The sequence below is a fragment of the Prevotella dentasini JCM 15908 genome (assembly GCF_000614065.1).
In the GTDB taxonomy this organism is placed as follows: domain Bacteria; phylum Bacteroidota; class Bacteroidia; order Bacteroidales; family Bacteroidaceae; genus Prevotella; species Prevotella dentasini.
In genome coordinates this window covers 1-19,275 of the sequence record NZ_BAKG01000019.1, presented here as the reverse complement: position 1 = coordinate 19,275, position 19,275 = coordinate 1, and the positions used below count along the sequence as shown (strand labels likewise).

Annotated in this window: 9 protein-coding genes and 3 pseudogenes; all 12 read left to right on the top strand. The window is 53.4% G+C overall.

Features of this window, described 5'->3' with window-relative positions; genetic code table 11:
- Positions 1-58 precede the first annotated feature (58 nt).
- The 12 genes and pseudogenes from JCM15908_RS09665 to JCM15908_RS09605 all read left to right on the top strand — a co-directional run bounded on the left by JCM15908_RS09665 (position 59) and on the right by JCM15908_RS09605 (position 19,206).
- Positions 59-610: a shikimate kinase gene (locus JCM15908_RS09665; RefSeq protein ID WP_025003180.1), complete on the top strand. Its 552-nt coding sequence runs from the start codon at positions 59-61 to the stop codon at positions 608-610.
- A 150-nt stretch (positions 611-760) separates the two neighbouring features.
- Positions 761-2,653 (top strand): biosynthetic arginine decarboxylase, encoded by a 1,893-nt coding sequence (speA, locus tag JCM15908_RS09660; protein ID WP_025003179.1) that lies wholly within the window; start codon positions 761-763, stop codon positions 2,651-2,653.
- A 353-nt stretch (positions 2,654-3,006) separates the two neighbouring features.
- Positions 3,007-3,519 carry a GFO_1088 family ECF-type sigma factor gene (locus JCM15908_RS09655; protein WP_025003178.1) on the top strand — a complete coding sequence of 171 codons (513 nt, stop codon included), beginning with the start codon at positions 3,007-3,009 and terminating at the stop codon, positions 3,517-3,519.
- The gene (locus JCM15908_RS09650) at positions 3,509-3,991 is read left to right on the top strand and encodes a PG0215 family putative anti-sigma factor (RefSeq protein WP_025003177.1); all 483 of its coding nucleotides are present in this window, start codon (positions 3,509-3,511) and stop codon (positions 3,989-3,991) included. The genes JCM15908_RS09655 and JCM15908_RS09650 overlap by 11 nt, the downstream gene beginning before the upstream one ends.
- A gap of 374 nt (positions 3,992-4,365) precedes the next feature.
- A pseudogene (locus JCM15908_RS13545) lies at positions 4,366-7,003 on the top strand (substrate-binding domain-containing protein).
- A gap of 934 nt (positions 7,004-7,937) precedes the next feature.
- A complete protein-coding gene (locus JCM15908_RS09630; RefSeq protein WP_025003174.1) occupies positions 7,938-11,054 on the top strand; it encodes a SusC/RagA family TonB-linked outer membrane protein in 3,117 nt (1,038 codons plus the stop codon).
- A gap of 37 nt (positions 11,055-11,091) precedes the next feature.
- A pseudogene (locus tag JCM15908_RS13540) lies at positions 11,092-12,821 on the top strand (RagB/SusD family nutrient uptake outer membrane protein).
- A gap of 92 nt (positions 12,822-12,913) precedes the next feature.
- Entirely contained in the window at positions 12,914-14,461 is a 1,548-nt protein-coding gene (locus tag JCM15908_RS09620; protein ID WP_025003173.1) for a DUF4960 domain-containing protein, read from the top strand.
- Positions 14,462-15,144: 683 nt separating this feature from the next.
- Positions 15,145-16,784: pseudogene (locus tag JCM15908_RS13535) on the top strand (glycoside hydrolase family 32 protein).
- Between the two features lie 153 nt (positions 16,785-16,937).
- On the top strand, positions 16,938-17,549 hold the full coding sequence (locus JCM15908_RS15240; RefSeq protein WP_234396436.1) for an MFS transporter: 612 nt from the start codon (positions 16,938-16,940) through the stop codon (positions 17,547-17,549).
- Positions 17,453-18,091 carry an MFS transporter gene (locus JCM15908_RS15235; protein ID WP_234396435.1) on the top strand — a complete coding sequence of 213 codons (639 nt, stop codon included), beginning with the start codon at positions 17,453-17,455 and terminating at the stop codon, positions 18,089-18,091. The genes JCM15908_RS15240 and JCM15908_RS15235 overlap by 97 nt, the downstream gene beginning before the upstream one ends.
- A 233-nt stretch (positions 18,092-18,324) precedes the next feature.
- A complete protein-coding gene (locus tag JCM15908_RS09605; RefSeq protein ID WP_025003172.1) occupies positions 18,325-19,206 on the top strand; it encodes a carbohydrate kinase family protein in 882 nt (293 codons plus the stop codon).
- Positions 19,207-19,275: the final 69 nt, after the last annotated feature.

Sequence of the window (19,275 nt, the reverse complement as noted above, 5' to 3'; positions counted from 1 at the left end):
CAGCTTCCTAAGGCTGATTATCCTTGCAGGGAACAGACGGCCTCAAAAACCAAGCTATATGGCAGAAGCAAAGGCACAGACGCCACAGCGCATCATCATTGTCGGCTACATGGGATCCGGGAAAACGACGTTGGGAAGGGCACTCTCGAAAGAGATGGATATTCCTTTCTACGACTTGGACTGGTATATTGAGAGCCGGATGCGCAAGACCGTGAAGCAGATTTTCGACGAACGGGGCGAGGAAGGCTTCCGGAAGATAGAGCGAAATATGCTCCACGAGGTGGCGGAGTTCGAGAATGTCATCGTCTCCTGTGGTGGCGGAACGCCTTGTTTCTTCGATAACATCGACTATATTAACCAACAGGGCGAGACGGTCTACCTGAAGGCGACCCCCGAGGTGCTTTACGGACACCTCAAGATGGGCAGGTCGGTTCGCCCGCTGCTGCTCGACAAGACTCCCGAAGAGGTGTATGCGTTCATCCGGGAGCAGCTACGGCACCGCGAGCCATTCTACATGAAGGCGCGACACGTCCTCGATGTCAATCTGCTGGATAATTACGGCATGATAAAAGAGTCGGTAGAACAGCTCCGGGCACTCCTCGGCATCTGAAAGAAAGGCTTTCCGATTATAGAAAACGACCATTTCATCGGTTTTGGATGGAGAAAACAATATTATCAACATACATAGAATACTTATTATAAATGCCCGGACGGACGGCCGACAGAGCACGGCCGGCAAGTTTGGGAGGGCTTACGGATTATGAAAAAGTGGACAATTGAAGATTCTAAGGAACTCTACAACATCAACGGATGGGGGACTTCCTACTTTGGCATCAACGAAAAGGGCGATGTCTACGTTACTCCCTGCAAGGACAATACGGAGATTGACTTGCGAGACGTGATGGATGAACTCGTCCTACGGGACGTTACACCTCCCGTCCTGCTCCGTTTCCCCGACATACTCGACAGCCGCATCGAGAAAACATCCTCCTGTTTCGAGAAGGCAAAGAAGGAATACGACTTCAAGGGCGAGAATTTCATCATCTATCCTATCAAGGTGAACCAGATGCAGCCCGTCGTAGAGGAGATTATATCCCACGGCCGGAAATTCAACCTCGGACTGGAGGCCGGCTCAAAGCCCGAACTTCATGCCGTCATAGCCGTACAATGCCAGAGCGACTCGCTCATTATCTGCAACGGATACAAGGATCAGAGCTACATCGAGCTGGCTCTCTTGGCACAGAAGATGGGCAAACGCATCTTCATTGTCGTCGAGAAGATGAACGAAATCGAAATCATTGCCCGTGCCGCCAAGAAGCTCAACGTGAAGCCGAACATCGGTATCCGCATAAAGCTGGCTTCGAGCGGCAGCGGAAAATGGTCGGAGAGCGGAGGCGATGCTTCCAAGTTCGGGCTGACCTCGTCGGAACTTCTCGGTGCCTTGGAGCTGCTCGACCAAAAGGGACTACACGACTGCGTGCGGTTAATCCACTTCCACATCGGCTCGCAAATCACGAAGATACGCCGTATACAGACCGCTCTCACCGAGGCAGCGCAATACTATGTCAATCTGCGCAAGATGGGCTACAACGTCGATTTCGTCGACTGCGGTGGCGGACTGGGCGTAGACTACGACGGAACACGCTCCTCGAGCAGCGAGAGTTCGGTCAACTACAGTATTCAGGAGTACGTTAACGACTGCGTATATACCTTTGTCGATGCTGCCAACAAGAATGGAATAGACCATCCGAACATCATCACCGAGAGCGGCCGCAGCCTTGCCGCCCACCACTCCATACTCGTTATCGACGTGCTTGAAACTGCCTCGCTGCCCGAAATGCCCGAGGAATTCGAGGCGAAGGACAACGACCATCAGCTCGTCAAGGACCTTTACGACATCTGGTGCAACATAGATTCGCGCAATATGCTTGAGGACTGGCACGATGCAGAGCAAATCCGGGAGGAGGCTCTGGAACTTTTCTCCCACGGGATGGTCGACCTCAAGACCCGTGCCGAGATAGAGGCGATGTACTGGAGCGTCTGCCACGAAATCAACAACATGGCCAAGGGCATGAAGCACGTCCCCGACGAGCTGCGGAACATGGACAAGCTGTTGGCAGACAAATACTTCTGCAACTTCTCTCTCTTCCAGTCGCTTCCCGATAGCTGGGCTATCGACCAGCTGTTCCCCGTCATGCCGATTCAGCGGCTCGGCGACCGTCCGACACGCAAGGCCACCCTGCAGGACATCACGTGCGACAGCGATGGCAAGATTGCCAATTTCGTTACCGAAGGCCGCACGGGCCACGTTCTCCCCGTACACCCTCTGAAGAAGACGGAGCCTTACTATCTGGGCGTATTCCTCGTCGGGGCCTATCAGGAAATTCTCGGCGACATGCACAATCTTTTCGGCGATACGAACGCCGTACACATCTCGGTGAAAGACGGCAATTACCACATTGACCAGATTTTCGATGGCGAGACCGTCGAGGAGGTTCTGGAATATGTTCAGTACAACCCGAAGAAACTCGTGCGCCAGCTCGAAATATGGGTGACAAAGAGCGTCAAGCAGGGCAAAATCTCCTTGGAGGAAGGCAAGGAGTTTCTCAGCAACTACCGTAGTGGGCTGTACGGATATACCTATTTGGAGTAATCCCCTGTAGGCTTTCACCGTGTTGAGCGTGCCGAACAGGCACATTCCCTATTGTCCGCCCCTGTCCGCCCTTTCTATATGGGCGGCACGGGGCGGATTTTCGGAAGCAGCCGCGTGCCGGCCACATATCTGTCATGCCCGCGTACAGGGCAAACGCGACAGGCGTCTGGGCTTTACGCATCGTGCGTTGAGGCTTCGCGCAATTGCCTGACGGCTGTTCCGGAGTTATTGCCGTCGCCGACAGGGCGAAGCATCTCCCTTGCTTCTGTTACCATAAATAAAAGTTAAATAAACAGGAAAGCTACACCCGGCTGTAACTTTTGCCCCCACCGAATCGTCATTATAACAAAGGGATGAAGAAAATCAGTTTCCGTAACGATGTGTTGCCGCTGAAGAACGAACTCTTCAGGCTGGCTCTGCGTATCACGCTCAACCGTGCAGAGGCAGAGGACATTGTGCAGGACACGCTGATGAAGCTCTGGGACAAGCGCGACGAGTGGGAGTCAATAGACTCTATTGAGGCTTTCAGCCTACGGATATGTCGCAATCTCGCCTTGGACAGAACCAAGAAGAAGGACAATAACAACGACTCTCTCGACTCTGTCGGCACGGGCGAGCCTCAGACCTCCTCCAATCCGCAAGACCGGATGATACAGCGCGACAGGGTGCGGGTGGTCAGAGAGATAGTGGACGGTCTTCCCGAGAAGCAGAAAAGCTGCTTGCAGCTCCGCGACTTCGAGGGAAAGCAATACAAGGAGATTGCCGATATACTCGCTATTACGGAAGAACAGGTGAAGGTAAACATCTTCCGCGCCCGGCAGGCTGTCAAAAGCCGTTATCAGAAAATAGAAGAATATGGATTATAAGTATATAGAACAGTTATTGGAACGCTACTGGCGTTGCGAGACATCTCTTCAGGAAGAAGAGATTCTCCGCTCATTCTTCTCGCAGGAGAATGTTCCGGCTGATCTGTTGCCATATCAGAGTCTCTTCGCCTATGCGGCATCGTTGAAGACCGAGGATGTCTTGGGCGACGATTTCGACCAGAAGATTCTGAACATGATTGAGGAGGAGAAGCCCGTCAAGGCACGCATCATCACGATGCGCCAACGGCTCATGCCACTCTTCAAGGCGGCTGCCATCGTAGCCATTGTCCTCACTATCGGCAACGCCATGCAGGGTGCTTTCGACAGCCCCGAAACCCAACCGCAGGCTGCACAGGGCATGGCGGAAATCGGAAAGCCCCACGAGGGGCCGTCGGTAGCCAAGGTAGACTCCGCCCGTCTGGACTCGGTTCAGAACAAGCCACAGGCACAGGAGACTACCATTATCAAATAAGCAAATTTCTATGCTTTCTCTATAATAAATCAATGTTTAGTAAAACAAGACGAAACTGTGAAGTTTCAAATTCTCTCAAATTTGTATAACATACTAACGTTAAGAAGAGCCGACATTCATAAATGAGTGCCGGCTCTCTCTTTTGTCCTTGTCCTGACCCTTGAGGTCCGCCTCCGTCTTCGACCAAGAAAGAAGAGCTGTATATGTTTCCGCCCCTGCATCACGGCAGAAGACGGGTATGCGTCTGATACGGATGAAGAAAGCCGGCAGCATAGGAGGGCAGGCCCCGGCATGCAACAAACCGTCTTTTTTTTTGCTGTTGTTGGAAAAACTCTTTATCTTTGTAAGGTGTACCATTTATAAAACTATATCACATGAAACTGACGACACGCTTCTTACTGCTATTTCTACCTGCAATGCTGCTCTTCGGTTGCAAGAGCGGGGAACGAAAATATATTATCGGAGTATCCCAATGCTCCGAAGACATCTGGCGCGACAAGCTCAACGAAGAACTCGTCATGGGCACCTATCAGCACGACAACGTTACACTCGAATTTGCATCCGCCAACGATGACGACCGGTTGCAGACCCGGCAGATAGACCAGTTTGTCGATAAGGCGTCGATTTGCTCATAGTCTCGCCCAATCAGCTGCATACCGTTTCCGCCGCCATCGACCGGGCGTATGACAAAGGCATCCCCGTCATTCTCTTCGACCGAAAGACCGACTCGAAGAAGTACACGGCCTTTATCGGTGCAGATAATTTTGAGGCGGGCCGTGCAATGGGCGAATATATTGCCCGGCAGCTTAAAGGCAGAGGGAATGTATTCGAACTGGAGGGGCTGCCGAAGTCGTCGCCGGCCATAGACCGCCACCGCGGCTTTATGGCTGCCTTGAAGCGGTATCCGGACGTAAAGCTCGTGGGCCGTGCCAACGCCGGATGGCTGATGGAAAAGGCCGAGAAGGTGATGGATACGGTACTGGCCCGTCCCGCGAAGATAGACTATGTGTTTGCCCAGAACGACCGTATGGCGATGGGGGCAAGGAAGGCTGCACTGCGAAAGGGGCTTGGCAGCATGCGATATACGGGTATTGATGCCCTTCCCTCGCCAAACGGAGGGCTTGAAAATGTCCGCGACGGACATTTGGAAGCTCCTATATCTATCCGACACGCGGCGACCTTGTGATGCAACTGGCCATCAGCATCCTTGAAGGAAAGCCGTTTCGCCGCGACAATTACCTGACGGGAGCACTCGTTACGCGTGACAATGCCCGCGTCCTGCTGCTTCAGAACGAGGAAGTTGTGAAGCAGGCCAGCCGGCTGACTTCTCTCCACGGACGCGTAGACGCTTATCTGGCCCAGTACAAGCACCAGAAGATATACATGATTCTCTTTGGTGTCATCATCGTGCTGCTGTTGGGCCTCATCGTCTATACGTACCGCACCATCGTGATGAAGCACCGTTTGGAAGAGGAAACGGCAAATGCGAAGCTCCAGTTCTTTACCGGCGTCAGCCATGAGCTTCGCACTCCGCTGACGCTGATAGCCGCCCCGGTGGAGCATCTCCTTGAAATGGGGCATCTGACCGACGAGCAGAGCACGATGCTTCGGATGGTTCAGCGCAATGTGAACGTCCTTACCCAGCTCGTCGGAGAAATTCTTGATTTCCGAAAGGTTCAGAACGGAAAGATGCCCATGGTACTGAGCGATTTCGACCTGTCCGACTATATGCGTCAGTGGCTTGCCGTCTTCAACGCGTCGGCCATGAAGCAAAAGATAAGCCTAAGGCTGGAAGTGCCCGAAACGCTCCCTGTACGTGCCGACCTTTCCAAGGTGGAACGCATCTGCTACAATCTTCTCAGCAACGCCATGAAGTACACGCAGACAGGCGGACACATAGTCTTTTCTGCAAAGAAGCACGATGAAACCGTCGAAATTGTCGTTTCTGACGACGGAATAGGGATTCCCAAAGACGAGGTGAAGCATGTCTTCTCGCGCTTCTTTCAGGCCAGCAACGCCAGTGGGGGGACGGGGATTGGGCTGGCACTGGTGAAGGCTTACGCAGACATGCACCACGGAAAGGTAGCCGTAGAGAGCGGAGAAGGCAAAGGCGCATCTTTTATCATTACGCTGCCCCTGAAACAAAAGGGAGAAATGGCAGCTGCCCCACAGCCGTATGTCCCACTGATAGTGGAAGATACGGAAGACGTGTCTTCACTGAACGTGTCCCGCAATATTGATGAACTCATCGGAAGCGGCGAAGACAGCAAGCCCGAAGTGCTGATTATAGACGACAACAACGACATTCGCACCTATCTGCGCACCATCCTCGGAAGTTCCTACAAGGTCAGCGAGGCTGCCGATGGCAAGTATGGGCTGGAACTGGCACGCCGTATTGTCCCCGATGTCATAGTCTCCGACGTGATGATGCCCGTGATGGACGGTTTTGAACTCTGCAAGCTGTTGAAGTCGGAAGCAGCAACGAGCCATATCCCCGTGATACTTCTGACTGCCCACGGACTCGACTCGCAGAGGGCGGAAGGCTACGACAGCGGGGCAGATGCCTATATAGCCAAGCCTTTCTCGTCGCGTGTGTTGTGTTCGCGAGTGGAGAACCTCTTGAAGAGTCGTCGCCATCTGCACCGTCTTTTTGCCAATCAGGCCGATGAAACCGAAGAAAACGGACTTTCCAATGAGGCGGATAAGACCTTTGTTTCCCAGCTCAGGAAGATAATACAAGACCATCTCTCCGACAGCGAGCTGAGTGTGGAGAAGATTGGCGAGGAGATAGGTCTCTCCCGGGTACAGCTATATAGGAAGGTGAAGGCCCTGACAGGCTATTCCCCTGTCGAGATGCTGCGCAAGGCCCGCCTCGCACGCGCCCGCCATCTGCTCCAGACAACGGAGCGTTCCATCTCCGAAGTGGCCTATGCAGTCGGTTTCTCCACTCCGAGCTACTTCTCCAAGTGCTACAAGGAGGAGTTCGGCATACAGCCCGGACAGGAGCGGTAACGGCGTAGCCACAGCCAAATGGGAGTGGCAGAATCGTGTAGTATATAAAGTAAATTCATAAAGTTCCTACAACAGCAAAGTCAAAGTGCCGTTTTCGTAAAACGAAAGTGCCGTTTCCGCCTCGTGAAAGTGCCACTTTGACTGCACGAAAACGGCACTTTCGTGTGCTTGCCTAATTTGATTTTGGGTGCCTTTGGTTTATATTCCCAATTCGGTTGCTTTGAAGTATGCCTGTTTTGACAGCTGCAAGATGTCCTTCTCTCAATATTCGGCGAGATGGGAGAAGTCGGGTACAAATGTAGTTAAAGTTCTTATTATTATGGTAAAACAAGAAGGAACTTATACAGGTGAAGGTGTTATTTCATTCAAAAAAATGAAATTAGAAAGACGAACATTTAATATTTACAAAAAGAAATACCATTTATCCGTTATCCATCTTTTGATTTTTTTGGGGGCATAATTATAAGCTATGTGTGCCAATCTGCATTATTCAGATTCTGGCTATCTATATTTGCGTTTGAGTTAATGGTTTTTTGTATCCAACGTTCTCGCAAATTCAAATAGAAATTTCTTCTTTATTTTGGAAACAATATTTCCCAAAATAAAGGAGAAATTAGCTCTCTTGTTTTTCTTTTTAATAGAGTTGCTTACATCCGACGCAGTTCTGGGCAGATTGGCTATAGAACCCTTATGAAGTTGAAAGTACTCTTTTTCGGCTTTTGCATACTTCTCCTATCTTTCAGAGTAAAGGAGACGGTGCAGATATATGTCTACCATCACTTGTAAAAAGCGTTCTGATAGTAGGAAAAACGTTTCATAGATACAATATTTGTATTCTGTGAACGATGCTTCCGTGCCTTTCATAGTATAATGAGACTATCTTTGCGGCGTAAACTTTACAAAACCAATTACTAATTGTCCTAACATTTTTCGAATGGAACACCTAAGAAAGATTTTACTGAGCACCATGCTCTTGATGTTTTGCGCGATAGTCTCGGCGCAGGACATTAACGTTAGTGGTACCGTTCTCGACCCCACGGGGGAGCCGGTCATCGGAGCCACAATCATGCAGAAGGGTACCTCGAACGGTACCATTACCGATCTTGATGGCCATTTTTCCTTCAAAGCACCGAAAGGATCCATCATCTCTATCTCTTATATTGGCTATACCACGCAGGAAGTGGCTGCTGCCGAGAATATGAACATCTCCCTGCAAGAGAACGCCAAGGAACTTACCGAGGTTGTTGTTACCGGCTATCAGGTTCAGCGTAAGGCCGACCTGACAGGCTCGGTGGCTGTCGTGCAGACCAAGGACCTCAAGACCAGTTCTGATCCAGACCCAATGCGTGCCTTGCAGGGTAAGGTTCCGGGCATGACCATTTCCACCGATGGCTCTCCGTCGGGCGTCGGAACAGTGCGCATCCGCGGTATCGGCTCTTTCAACTCCTCTCAGGACCCGCTCTACGTCATTGATGGCGTACCGACGACATCCAGTCTCAACTCGTTAAACATGAACGACATTGAAAGCATGCAGGTATTGAAAGATGCCGCTTCTGCCTCTATCTACGGCAGCCGTGCTGCCAATGGCGTTGTTATCATCACCACCCGCAAGGGAAAGAAGGGCGACAAGGTGAAGGTAAACTTCGCTGCCAACCTTACCGCACAGGTTTACAATTCGCAGTCAATGATGAAGCTGAGTAACTCGCGAGAGTATGCTGCAGCCATGGCACAGGCTGCCCTAAACGACGGTCTCGACCCTGTTGTCTATGCACGCAACTATGGCCTTGACCTCAATGCTGCCGAAGGGTTCGACATTCAGGCTTGGAATCCTGCGACAAACCAGTATGACAGCTACACCGTAAATGGTGCCTATGACGGCTACATCAACTCCCGGAAGACCATGAAACTATCGGATACCGACTGGCTCGATGCCATTTCGCGTACTGGTTTCGCACAGAGCTACGACCTGTCGCTTTCCAACGCCAGCGACAAGTATTCGGCCCTGTTCTCTCTCGGCTATAAGAAGACGACAGGTATCTTGAAGTATACCGACTTCGAGAACTTCTCAGCACGTATGAACACCAGCTTCAACGTCAACAAGTATGTTACCATTGGTGAGAATGCAACCATCACCTATAGTGATCAGGTGAACCTCTATCCGATGGAGGACGCCCTGAAGATGTCGCCTACCGTTCCTGTCTATGAGGAGGACGGAAAGACTTTCGGTGGTCCTGTAGGCGGTATGAGCGACCGCCAGAACCCAATGCGCGAGCTTTACATGAACCGCGACAACCGCCAGAAAATCTGGCGTATCTTCGGAAATGCCTTCATCGACATCAAGCCTGTCGAAGGTTTGCTCCTCCGCTCCAACTTCGGTGTCGACTACGACCAGAGCTTCATCCACTCTGTTATCCACACCTTTGCTTCTGATGTTGTAAAGAACGCTACTTCAAGCTCTACCCTTGGTGGAGCCAACGACCTGAAATGGACTTGGAGCAACACTGCCAACTACAACTTCACCCTTTGGAACGAGCACAACTTCACTACGCTCCTCGGTATGGAAATGCACCATCAGAACCGCGACGACATGACTTCGTATGCTGAAAAGTTCGCTTTGGAAAACTATGAATACATGTGGCCGGACGCTGCTACGGGTACTAAGCGTGGTACGGGTATCGGCTCGGGCTACAATCTCGTATCTTTCTTCGGAAAAATCGACTATAATTGGAAGGACCTGCTGCTTGCCAGTTTCACGATTCGCCGTGATGGCAGCTCCCGTTTCGGTGAGAACAACCGCTATGGTACGTTCCCGGCCTTCACGCTCGGCTACCGTCTCTCCAAGAACTTGAACGCTGACTGGCTCGACGAGCTGAAGCTGCGCCTCTCTTGGGGTGCTACGGGTAATCAGGCCATCTCCAACACAGCCCGATACGGTCTCTACGTGGCCGACTACGGCAAATCCCGCGAGTCTTCTACGGCTTACGACCTCAACCTTGAAGGCTCAGGCATGTTCCCATCGGGCTTCCGTGCTACACAGCAGGAAAACAAAGACCTCAAGTGGGAGACTACTTACCAGTGGAACGCAGGTGTAGACTTCAACATGTTCCACAATAGCTTCTACGGAAGTATCGACGGCTACATCAAGGAAGTGAAGGATATGCTGATTCTTCCGGCCTTCCTCGGTGCAACAGGTGAGGGTGGCAACATGTGGAGTAACGGCCCTTCGCTGAAGAATATAGGTATGGAGTTCCAAGCAGGCTACCGCCACACGACGGCATACGGCCTTGGCTACAACATCAACGGAAACCTTGACTTCTTCCGCAATAAGGTAACTTATCTGCCGTCTACGACTACCGGCTCTTACGCCCATACTTCCAAGCAGAATCTTGTAGAGGCAGAAAAGCCATACGGTTCCATCGTCGGATACGTTGTTGACGGACTCTACCAGAACCGCGAGGAAGTGCTCGCCTCGGGACAGGAAAATGCCCGCGTAGGCGGTCTGAAGTATGCCGACCTTGATGGCAACGGCAAGATAACCGAAGCCGACCAAGACTGGATTTTCAACCCAGTACCAGACTTCAGCTGGGGATTGAACTTCGAGTTTAATTACAAGAACTTCGACCTTTCCATGTTCTTCCAAGGCGTATGCGGCGTAGACATTTACAACAACCAGAAGTTCCAAACCGACTTCTTCAGCATTACCGACCCGGGGTCTAACAAGGGTAGCCGCATGCTCGACGCATGGACAACCGGCAATACCGGCTCTTCCATTCCGGCTCTGACCACGAACAACACCGGCGACGAAGGCCGTGCTTCAAGCTACTTCGTCGAACACGGAAGCTGGATGAAGATGCGCAGCCTGCAGTTGGGCTACAACTTCACGCAGGCTCTGCTGGATAAGCTCCACATGAGTTCTGCCCGTGTCTATTGCTCCGCCAACAATCTCTTCACACTGAAGAGCAACGGCTTCACGGTATCCGACCCGGAGAATCCGGACTGGGCTTATCCGCATGCAACATCTTTCTCATTAGGTTTGCAGCTGGGATTCTAAGTTCACCATTTCATCAAACAATTAAAGAAATAGCGTAATGAAACTAAAATATATTTTTCTTGCTGCAACTTTGGGTCTGATGATGACTTCATGCAGCGATTTCATCGACGTAGACCCACAAGGTGTAGTTGACGAGAAGAAGGCCAACGAAAGCCCGGAAGAGATGGTAACCTCGGCGTATGCCATGCTTGGAAACGACTGGTACTCCTATCCGTTCAACCTCTGGCCATACGGCGACTTGGCCTCTGACGACTGCCTGAAGGGCGGTTCTGGTACGACCGATACGGCTATCACGCCATGGAAATATGGTCTACCCTTACTTCAAGGCCCGGAGAGTTCGACGAGCTTTGGTACCATCTCTATGAAGGCGTAAGCCGATGCAACCGTGCCTTGGTCGCTCTGGAGACGAGCGGTGAAAGTGTTTTCGGAGCTGAGGGCAAGACAGAGCGCGAGGCAGAGGTCCGCTTCCTCCGTGCCCATTTCTACTATAAGCTTATTCAGATGTTCCGTCAGGTGCCTTGGATTGACGAGGTTGTCTACAAGAACAAGGCTACCGAGCAGACTTCCAACACCGAGTTCACCTACGAACAGCTTTGCCAGAAGGTCATCGACGAGTTCCAGTTCGCCTACGACAACCTTCCTGCCGAGCAGAAGCAGGGTGGCCGTGCCAACAAGATTGCTGCCGCTTCCTACCTTGCCAAGTGCTATCTGAACATTGCCTACGGCGACGGTTATGAGGCAACGACGGGCTATGAGCACATCAACAAGCAGTATATGCAGAAGGTAATCGACTATACCGATGTGGTGAAGTCGTCGAAATACGGCTATCTTGAGGACTACGGCGACATCTTCCTCCCCGACTACAAGAACTCCAAGGAGAGCATTTTTGCCGTTCAGCACTCCGATTACAAAGACGACAACACCGACTTTGGCCGTGCCAACTGGAGCAATATGCTCAACGGCGTATGGGGCATGTGGTCAGGCGGCTGGGACTTTCACAAGCCTTCTCAGGACCTCGTGAATGCCTTCAAGACCAAGAACGGTCTGCCGGAGTTCGACGATTACGACAAGAACATCGCTTACCCGGTCAACGGTGCGCCTACCTCGCAGAAGTGGGACCCGAGGCTGTTCCATACTGTCGGCATGCCGACCTTCCCCTACAAGTATGAAAGGGAATACACACTGACCAAGGAGAACAGCCGCAATCCGAACACCTACGGCTACTACTGCTCCATGAAGGAAGTGCCGCAGCGTTCCAAGGGCGAGACCTTCAACACTCCGTGGCAGGCCTTCGCCATGAACGACTATGTATTCCGCTATACTGACGTCATGCTGATGCGTGCCGAGGCACTGATAGAGCTGGACAGAATGGAAGAAGCCCGCACTATCATCAACGACATCCGTCAGCGCGCCAAGAACTCCGTGGACAAGCACATCGGCTATGCAGCCAGCCAGTGCGACATAGAACTCTATCCGGGTTCTTATTTCACCGACAAGGAAACTGCCCGCAAGTGCCTGCGCTGGGAGCGTCGTCTTGAACTCGGCATGGAAGGCAGCCGCTATTTCGACCTGCGCCGTTGGGGCATGGCTTCCAAGACGCTGAACGCCTTCTTCGAGAAGGAGCAGAACGACGTCTACGACGGGCAGAAGTACGGACAGTATTATAAGGACGCACACTACACGCCGGGCAAGAACGAGTTCTATCCTATCCCGTACAACCAGCTCTACTACGTTCCGGGACTATACACGCAGAACAAGAACTATTGATAAAAACCTAACAGGCGAGACACCGGGGAGACGGAATCATACCTGCCCCGGTGCTCTCTCCGCTTACAATCCGACAATAAAAACAAATCATCATGAATACTATCATTGATAAAACAAAGCGTTCCAAGCTCCTTAGCGGAGTTGCCGCCTTGCTCGTGGCGGTGTTGGCAATGACGCTGACGGCTTGTCAGGACGACGACATCGACCGTTCGCCGATGATTCTGAACGGTATTTCCGCCGAGGAAATCACGGGTCAGCTTCAAGGCGACGACTATGTGCTCACATGGCCGGCACTTGCAGAAGGTCAGCAGATGCTCGTCTCTGTTTACAAAAACGGGACTTTCTTCTCTTCAGAGACCATCGCGGGCAACTCGTATATCCAAAAGTCCGTTCCGACAGGCACCCCTTACGAGTTTGTCTTCAAGATAACCGACGGCACCAACCTTTCCGCCGGCATTGTCAAGAGCTATACCCGTCCGGGTGCTGCCAGCATAACGGGGGTGTCGATGTCGCAGATAGAGAAGGCCTCAGGCTATGACGCCAAGGTCGTGTGGGATGCCCCGAAGGACGCCTCCTCCGTACTCTTCACCGCTACCAACGGCAAGGGCCGCACCATCAGCGAGACCTTCGATGCCAAGACGACCGAGTACACCATCAGGGACGTTGTCTACAACGAAGACTGGACGGCTGCCTTGGTTGCCAAGAACGACGAGGGTGCCTCCCTCCCCACCACGGCCTCTCTCCATATCGGCAAGACTGCCGTAGGCTTCCTTTCCGTCTACGCTACTCCTGAAGACTTGGTCGCCAATGGCGACGACGACGAGGCTTCGGCATGGCTGTGGTTCCACGAGCAGTACCCTAACGGTACGTTCGTCTCTTTCGCCAAAATCAAGAGCGAGGCAGATGTCGACGCCTTCCGCGTTCTCTTCTGGCTGCGCGACCTTGAAGGCGTTACCGAGGGCGAAGTGTGGGACATGCCGGCCGACGTTCAGGCGGCTACTCCCTATCTGACGGCTTGGTACAAGGCAGGCGGCAGCCTTCTTCTCTGGGGACACGCCACTCCCTACATTGGCGACCTCGGCCGTATCGACAAAAAGCTCCTGCAAGGCAACGACCACACCTTCGGCACCGGACTCGGTGCGGTGAACAATGATACATGGAAGATGGCCGTGTCTGCCAATCCCGGCGGCAAGTTTGCCGTGGACTACTCTTCGCATCCGCTCTACCGCGGACTGGCCACAGAGACCGCAGGCAACGGAACGAAGCTCCTCGCCGTCAAGAGTGCCGGCTGGACGGAAGACCACAACTGCCTCTACTTCAATCTTCCGGCAACGCTGACCGGCATGAGCAATCAGGACGAAGGCTGCTATACTTCCATCACACAGGTGTACGGCATCTATCCACTCGGCACTTGGGACAGCCAGACCGACTATATCTCCCAGCTCAACGTATGGGAGGCACAGCAGGGCAACAGCGAATACAAGGGAACGGCTCTCTGCATCGGCAACGGCGGCTGCGAGTTCTCGCTCCGCAACGACGACGGCTCGGCCGACAAGAGTGCCCATCCGAAGAACAACAAGTATCAGGACAACATCCTGAAGATGGCTTCCAACGCCATAGAATATCTTAAGACAAGATAACAATTCCATTCGATCATAAGTTTTGGTATGCACCTTCTTCTTCCGTCCCGTATCGGACGGAAGTCGGAAGGTGTCTTTTTTTGCTTGCCGGGGTAGTGTCCTAAGTCTTGGACCGGCGAGGATGCCTGTCCCTGCCTTGCCGGGCCGGTTTTGGGAAGGGCAGGGGGAATGGGGACGTTCCGCGTGCTCCGGCTACAGAAAAACATTTACAAAGTCCTGATACGGGCATTTGCGCGAAACTATCCTCCCCGTCCCTGCTCTCCCTTTGTAAGTGCCTGATGGACAGCCGCTTCTTCGCGACATGCCGAAGGTTTCGTTCTCATTGCGCTGAAACGGCACTTTGACGATGCGAAAACGGCACTTTCACCGTGTCAAAGTGCCACTTTCGCAGGGCCATGACAGCGGTCAGACTATTCCATACGGGAATTATATTTACAAGAACTTCCAAGTGCCGCGAAGGGCAACATGCACGTTTTGTTTCTTGCAAAAGGACAAATGGGAATTTATTGCAGCATCTTCTTCTCCTTGTAACATTTGTTGCAGATAATGAACGGTTTCACCGTAAGATTTAGAAGGATAATTTCTATTTTTGCACCAGAAACAATCAATTCCTCGAAACTATTATGAACATCAACAAAAGAAACTTAGCCGTGGGACTGGGCATCTGTCTCGGTTCGCTGACCATGCCTGCCTTGGCGCAGCAATCCATTCTCAGCGATACCCATGCAATGAAGACCGTCAAGACGGCAGACCGCTATCTGCTCCTGCCCGTGCAGGAGTCGGCGGAGAATGCGCACATCCGCGTCATCAGGGACAATCAGGTGGTGAAGGAATTCAACTGCAAACTTGCTGTCAGCAAGACCGACTACACCGTTCCCCTCGACCTGTCGGAGCTGGGCAGCGACATTCTGCTCGACATACAGTTCCTCGGCGACAAGCGCACGACGGGTCTTATAGGCGACTATGCCTGCTGGGCCGGCATGCTGACCACGAACACTTTCGACACGACCAACCGCGAGCAGTACCGTTCGCTCTATCATCACACGCCCGTCTACGGATGGATGAACGACCCGAACGGCATGTTCTACAAGGACGGGGTGTGGCACCTGTACTTTCAGTATAACCCCTACGGCTCGCAATGGGAGAACATGACTTGGGGACACAGCACCTCTACCGATCTGACGCACTGGAAATATGAGGGCGAGGCCATCACCCCCGACGCACTGGGAACTATTTTCAGCGGCAGCTGCGTGGTAGACAAGGACAATACGGCCGGCTTCGGCAAGGACGCCGTCGTTGCTTTCTACACCTCGGCAGGGACTGCACAGACCCAGAGCATGGCCTACAGCACCGACAACGGAAAGACTTTCACGAAGTATGCCGGCAATCCCGTCATCACGGGAAGCGTTCCCGACTTCCGCGACCCGAACGTCTTCTGGAACGAGGATGCGAAGATGTGGAACCTGATACTCGCTGCCGGGCAGCAGATGAACATTTACAGCTCGAAGAACCTCAGGGACTGGAAGTACGAGAGCAGCTTCGGCGAGGGCTACGGCAACCACGGCGGTGTATGGGAGTGCCCCGACCTGCTCAAGACGGGTGGCAAATGGGTGCTCATCTGCAACATCAACCCGGGCGGACCTTTCGGCGGCAACGCCGCACAGTATTTCGTCGGCCAGTTCGACGGGCACAAGTTCACCTGCGAGTCGGCTCCCGAGACGACCAAATGGGCCGACTACGGCAAAGACCACTACGCTACCGTTACATTCGACAACGCCCCCGACGGCCGGCTTGTAGCCCTGCCTTGGATGAGCAACTGGCAGTATGCCAACCAAGTGCCGACGCAGCAGTTCCGCTCGGCCAACGGTCTGCCCCGCGACTTGGGCCTGTTCAGCTATAAGGGAGAGGAGTATCTCAGCGTGAAGCCGTCGCCCGAGGTGTTTGCCGCCTTCGATTCCAAGCCGGCGAAGAGCCTCGGAAAGGCAGCCTACTTGGAAGTGTCGGGCATGAAGCCAACGCCACCATCGTCCTGTCCAACCCGAAGGGTGAGAAGGTTGTCATGGAATACGACGGCAAGAACGGGAAATTCTCCATGAACAGGAACGGAAGCGGCAAGACCGATTTCAGCAACGACTTTGCCGCAACGACCGTCGCGCCTACCTACGGGGCCGTCAAGGCGATGCAAATCTTCATCGACAGCAACAGCATTGAGGCTTTCGATGCCGACGGCAAGATGGCCATGACCAACCTCGTGTTCCCGACCGAGCCTTATAATAAGGTAACGGCGACGGGCTGCAAGGTGAAGATTCACCACCTGAAGTAATACGGCAATTCGTTCGTCGGCTGTCAATAATTGCCGCATGGCAACTTTTCTGGCAGACGATGAACGGTTTCTCCCCGTTTCACCGTGCTGTTTGTATTACTTTTGCTGCCGAAACCGAAACAATAATCCAAGCAACTAAAAATCTTAAAGAATATGTCTAAAACAAACAAAATGGCCATCGTGCCCGTGATGCTCTGTTTCTTTGCCATGGGCTTCGTAGACCTTGTGGGCATTGCCTCCAACTATGTCAAGAGCGACCTCCGCCTGAGCGACTCCGTCGCCAACCTGCTGCCGTCGCTCGTCTTCTTCTGGTTTCTCATCTTCTCCGTGCCCACGGGCATGCTGATGAACAAGATTGGGCGCAAGAAGACCGTGCTGCTGAGTCTTGTCATTACGATATTCTCCCTTCTCCTTCCCATCTTCGGCGAGTCGTTTCCGCTGATGCTCATCTCCTTCTCGCTCCTCGGCATCGGCAACGCACTGATGCAGACCTCGCTGAATCCGCTCGTTGCCACGGTGATGCAGGGCGGAAACCTTGCCTCCACGCTGACCTTCGGGCAGTTTGTCAAGGCTATCGCCTCTTTCATGGCACCAATCATTGCCGCTTGGGGAGCCGCTGCCACCATCCCGTCCTTCGGCTTGGCTGGCGCGTCCTGTTCCCCGTCTATATGGTCATCGGCGTTCTGGCTACGCTCCTGCTCTCCTCCACCTCCATCAAGGAAGAGCCTATACAGGGCAAGGCGAGCAGCTTCGTCGACTGCGTGAAGCTCTTGGGCGAGCCTATCGTGCTGCTGAGCTTCCTCGGCATCATGTGCCACGTGGGCATCGACGTGGGTACGAACACCACGGCACCGAAGATTCTCATGGACCGCTTGGGCATGACGCTTGCCGAGGCAGGCTATGCCACCTCGCTCTACTTCATCTTCCGCACGGCAGGCTGCCTTACCGGCTCGTTCTTCCTGCGCGTGATGAACAACAAGCTGTTCTTCCTCATTTCCATAACGATGATGGCCCTCTCCATGTGCGGCCTGTATTTCGGGACGAGCAAGGCCGTGCTCTACGCTGCCATCGCGCTGGTGGGCTACGGCAACAGCAACGTCTTCTCGATGGTATTCGCCCGTGCGCTGCAAAGCGTGCCCGAAAAGCAGAACGAGGTGAGCGGACTGATGATTATGGGTCTCTTCGGCGGCACCGTATTCCCGCTCCTCATGGGTTTCGCCAGCGATGCCGTCGGGCAGGTAGGAGCGGTGCTCGTGATGGCAGCAGGCGTAGTCTACCTGTTCGCCTATGCGCCGCGGATGAAGTAGAGACAGGAAAAGAACCTCCGATTTTCACACTGACGCCCGTCAGCCGGCCTTCTCCCCCGGGGAGGAGGGACTGGCTGCCGCCGGGGGACGCGGAAGATGAGGAGGAAAGAAGAGTGCAAGCATAACATTATCAAAACAACCAAATAACAACCCCCACGCTACTTTCAACCACAGAGCACCGCAGGCTGCTCTTCTCCCCGGAGGAGGTTGGAAGGTGGGTTTTCTCATAGCTTATGAAACAAGTAATCGTTGGCCTCGGTGAGGCATTGTGGGATTGTCTTCCCGAGGGAAAGAAATTAGGCGGCGCGCCGGCCAACTTCGCGTTCCATTCCGGCCAGTTCGGACATGACGCGCTTGCCATCAGTGCAGTGGGTACGGACGCATTGGGCGACGAGACCCTTGCGGAGTTCGACCAGAAGGGCGTACGCTACATCATGCCGCGCGTAGACTATCCTACGGGCACGGTGCAGGTGGAACTTGACGGCGAGGGCATCCCGACCTACGACATCAAGGAGGGCGTGGCTTGGGACAACATTCCGTTCACCCCGGAGATTGAGGCGATGGCAAAGACCTGCCGCTGCGTCTGCTTCGGCTCGCTGGCACAGCGCAGCAGCATCAGCCGCCAGACCATCCGGAAGTTCCTCGATGCGACCCCGATGGACTGCCTGAAAATATTCGACATCAACATGCGTCAGAACTTCTATACGAAGGAAATCATCTGCAACTCGCTCCGCCAGTGCAACATCCTCAAGATTAACGACGAGGAACTGGTTCTGATAGGCCGCATGTTCGGCTATCCGGGTCTGGACATGGAGAACAAGTGTTGGCTTCTCTTGGGCAAGTACAATCTCGACATGCTTGTCCTCACCTGCGGCGTAAACGGCTCCTACGTGTTCGCCCCAAACCTGAAGAGCTATCAGGAGACTCCGAAGGTAGAGGTGGCCGACACCGTGGGCGCAGGCGACTCCTTCACCGGCTCGTTTGCCGCGGCCATCCTGTCGGGCATGCCGATACCCGAGGCCCACAAGCTGGCCGTGGAGGTGAGCGCATACGTCTGCACGCAGAACGGTGCGATGCCGTCCCTGCCGCAGGAGCTGACAGACAGGATAAGATAGCGGAAGGCAGGCCGCAGAGCAGTCAGCCCTGTGTCCTGCCCCCTGTGCGGCACGCCGCCACCCCATGCC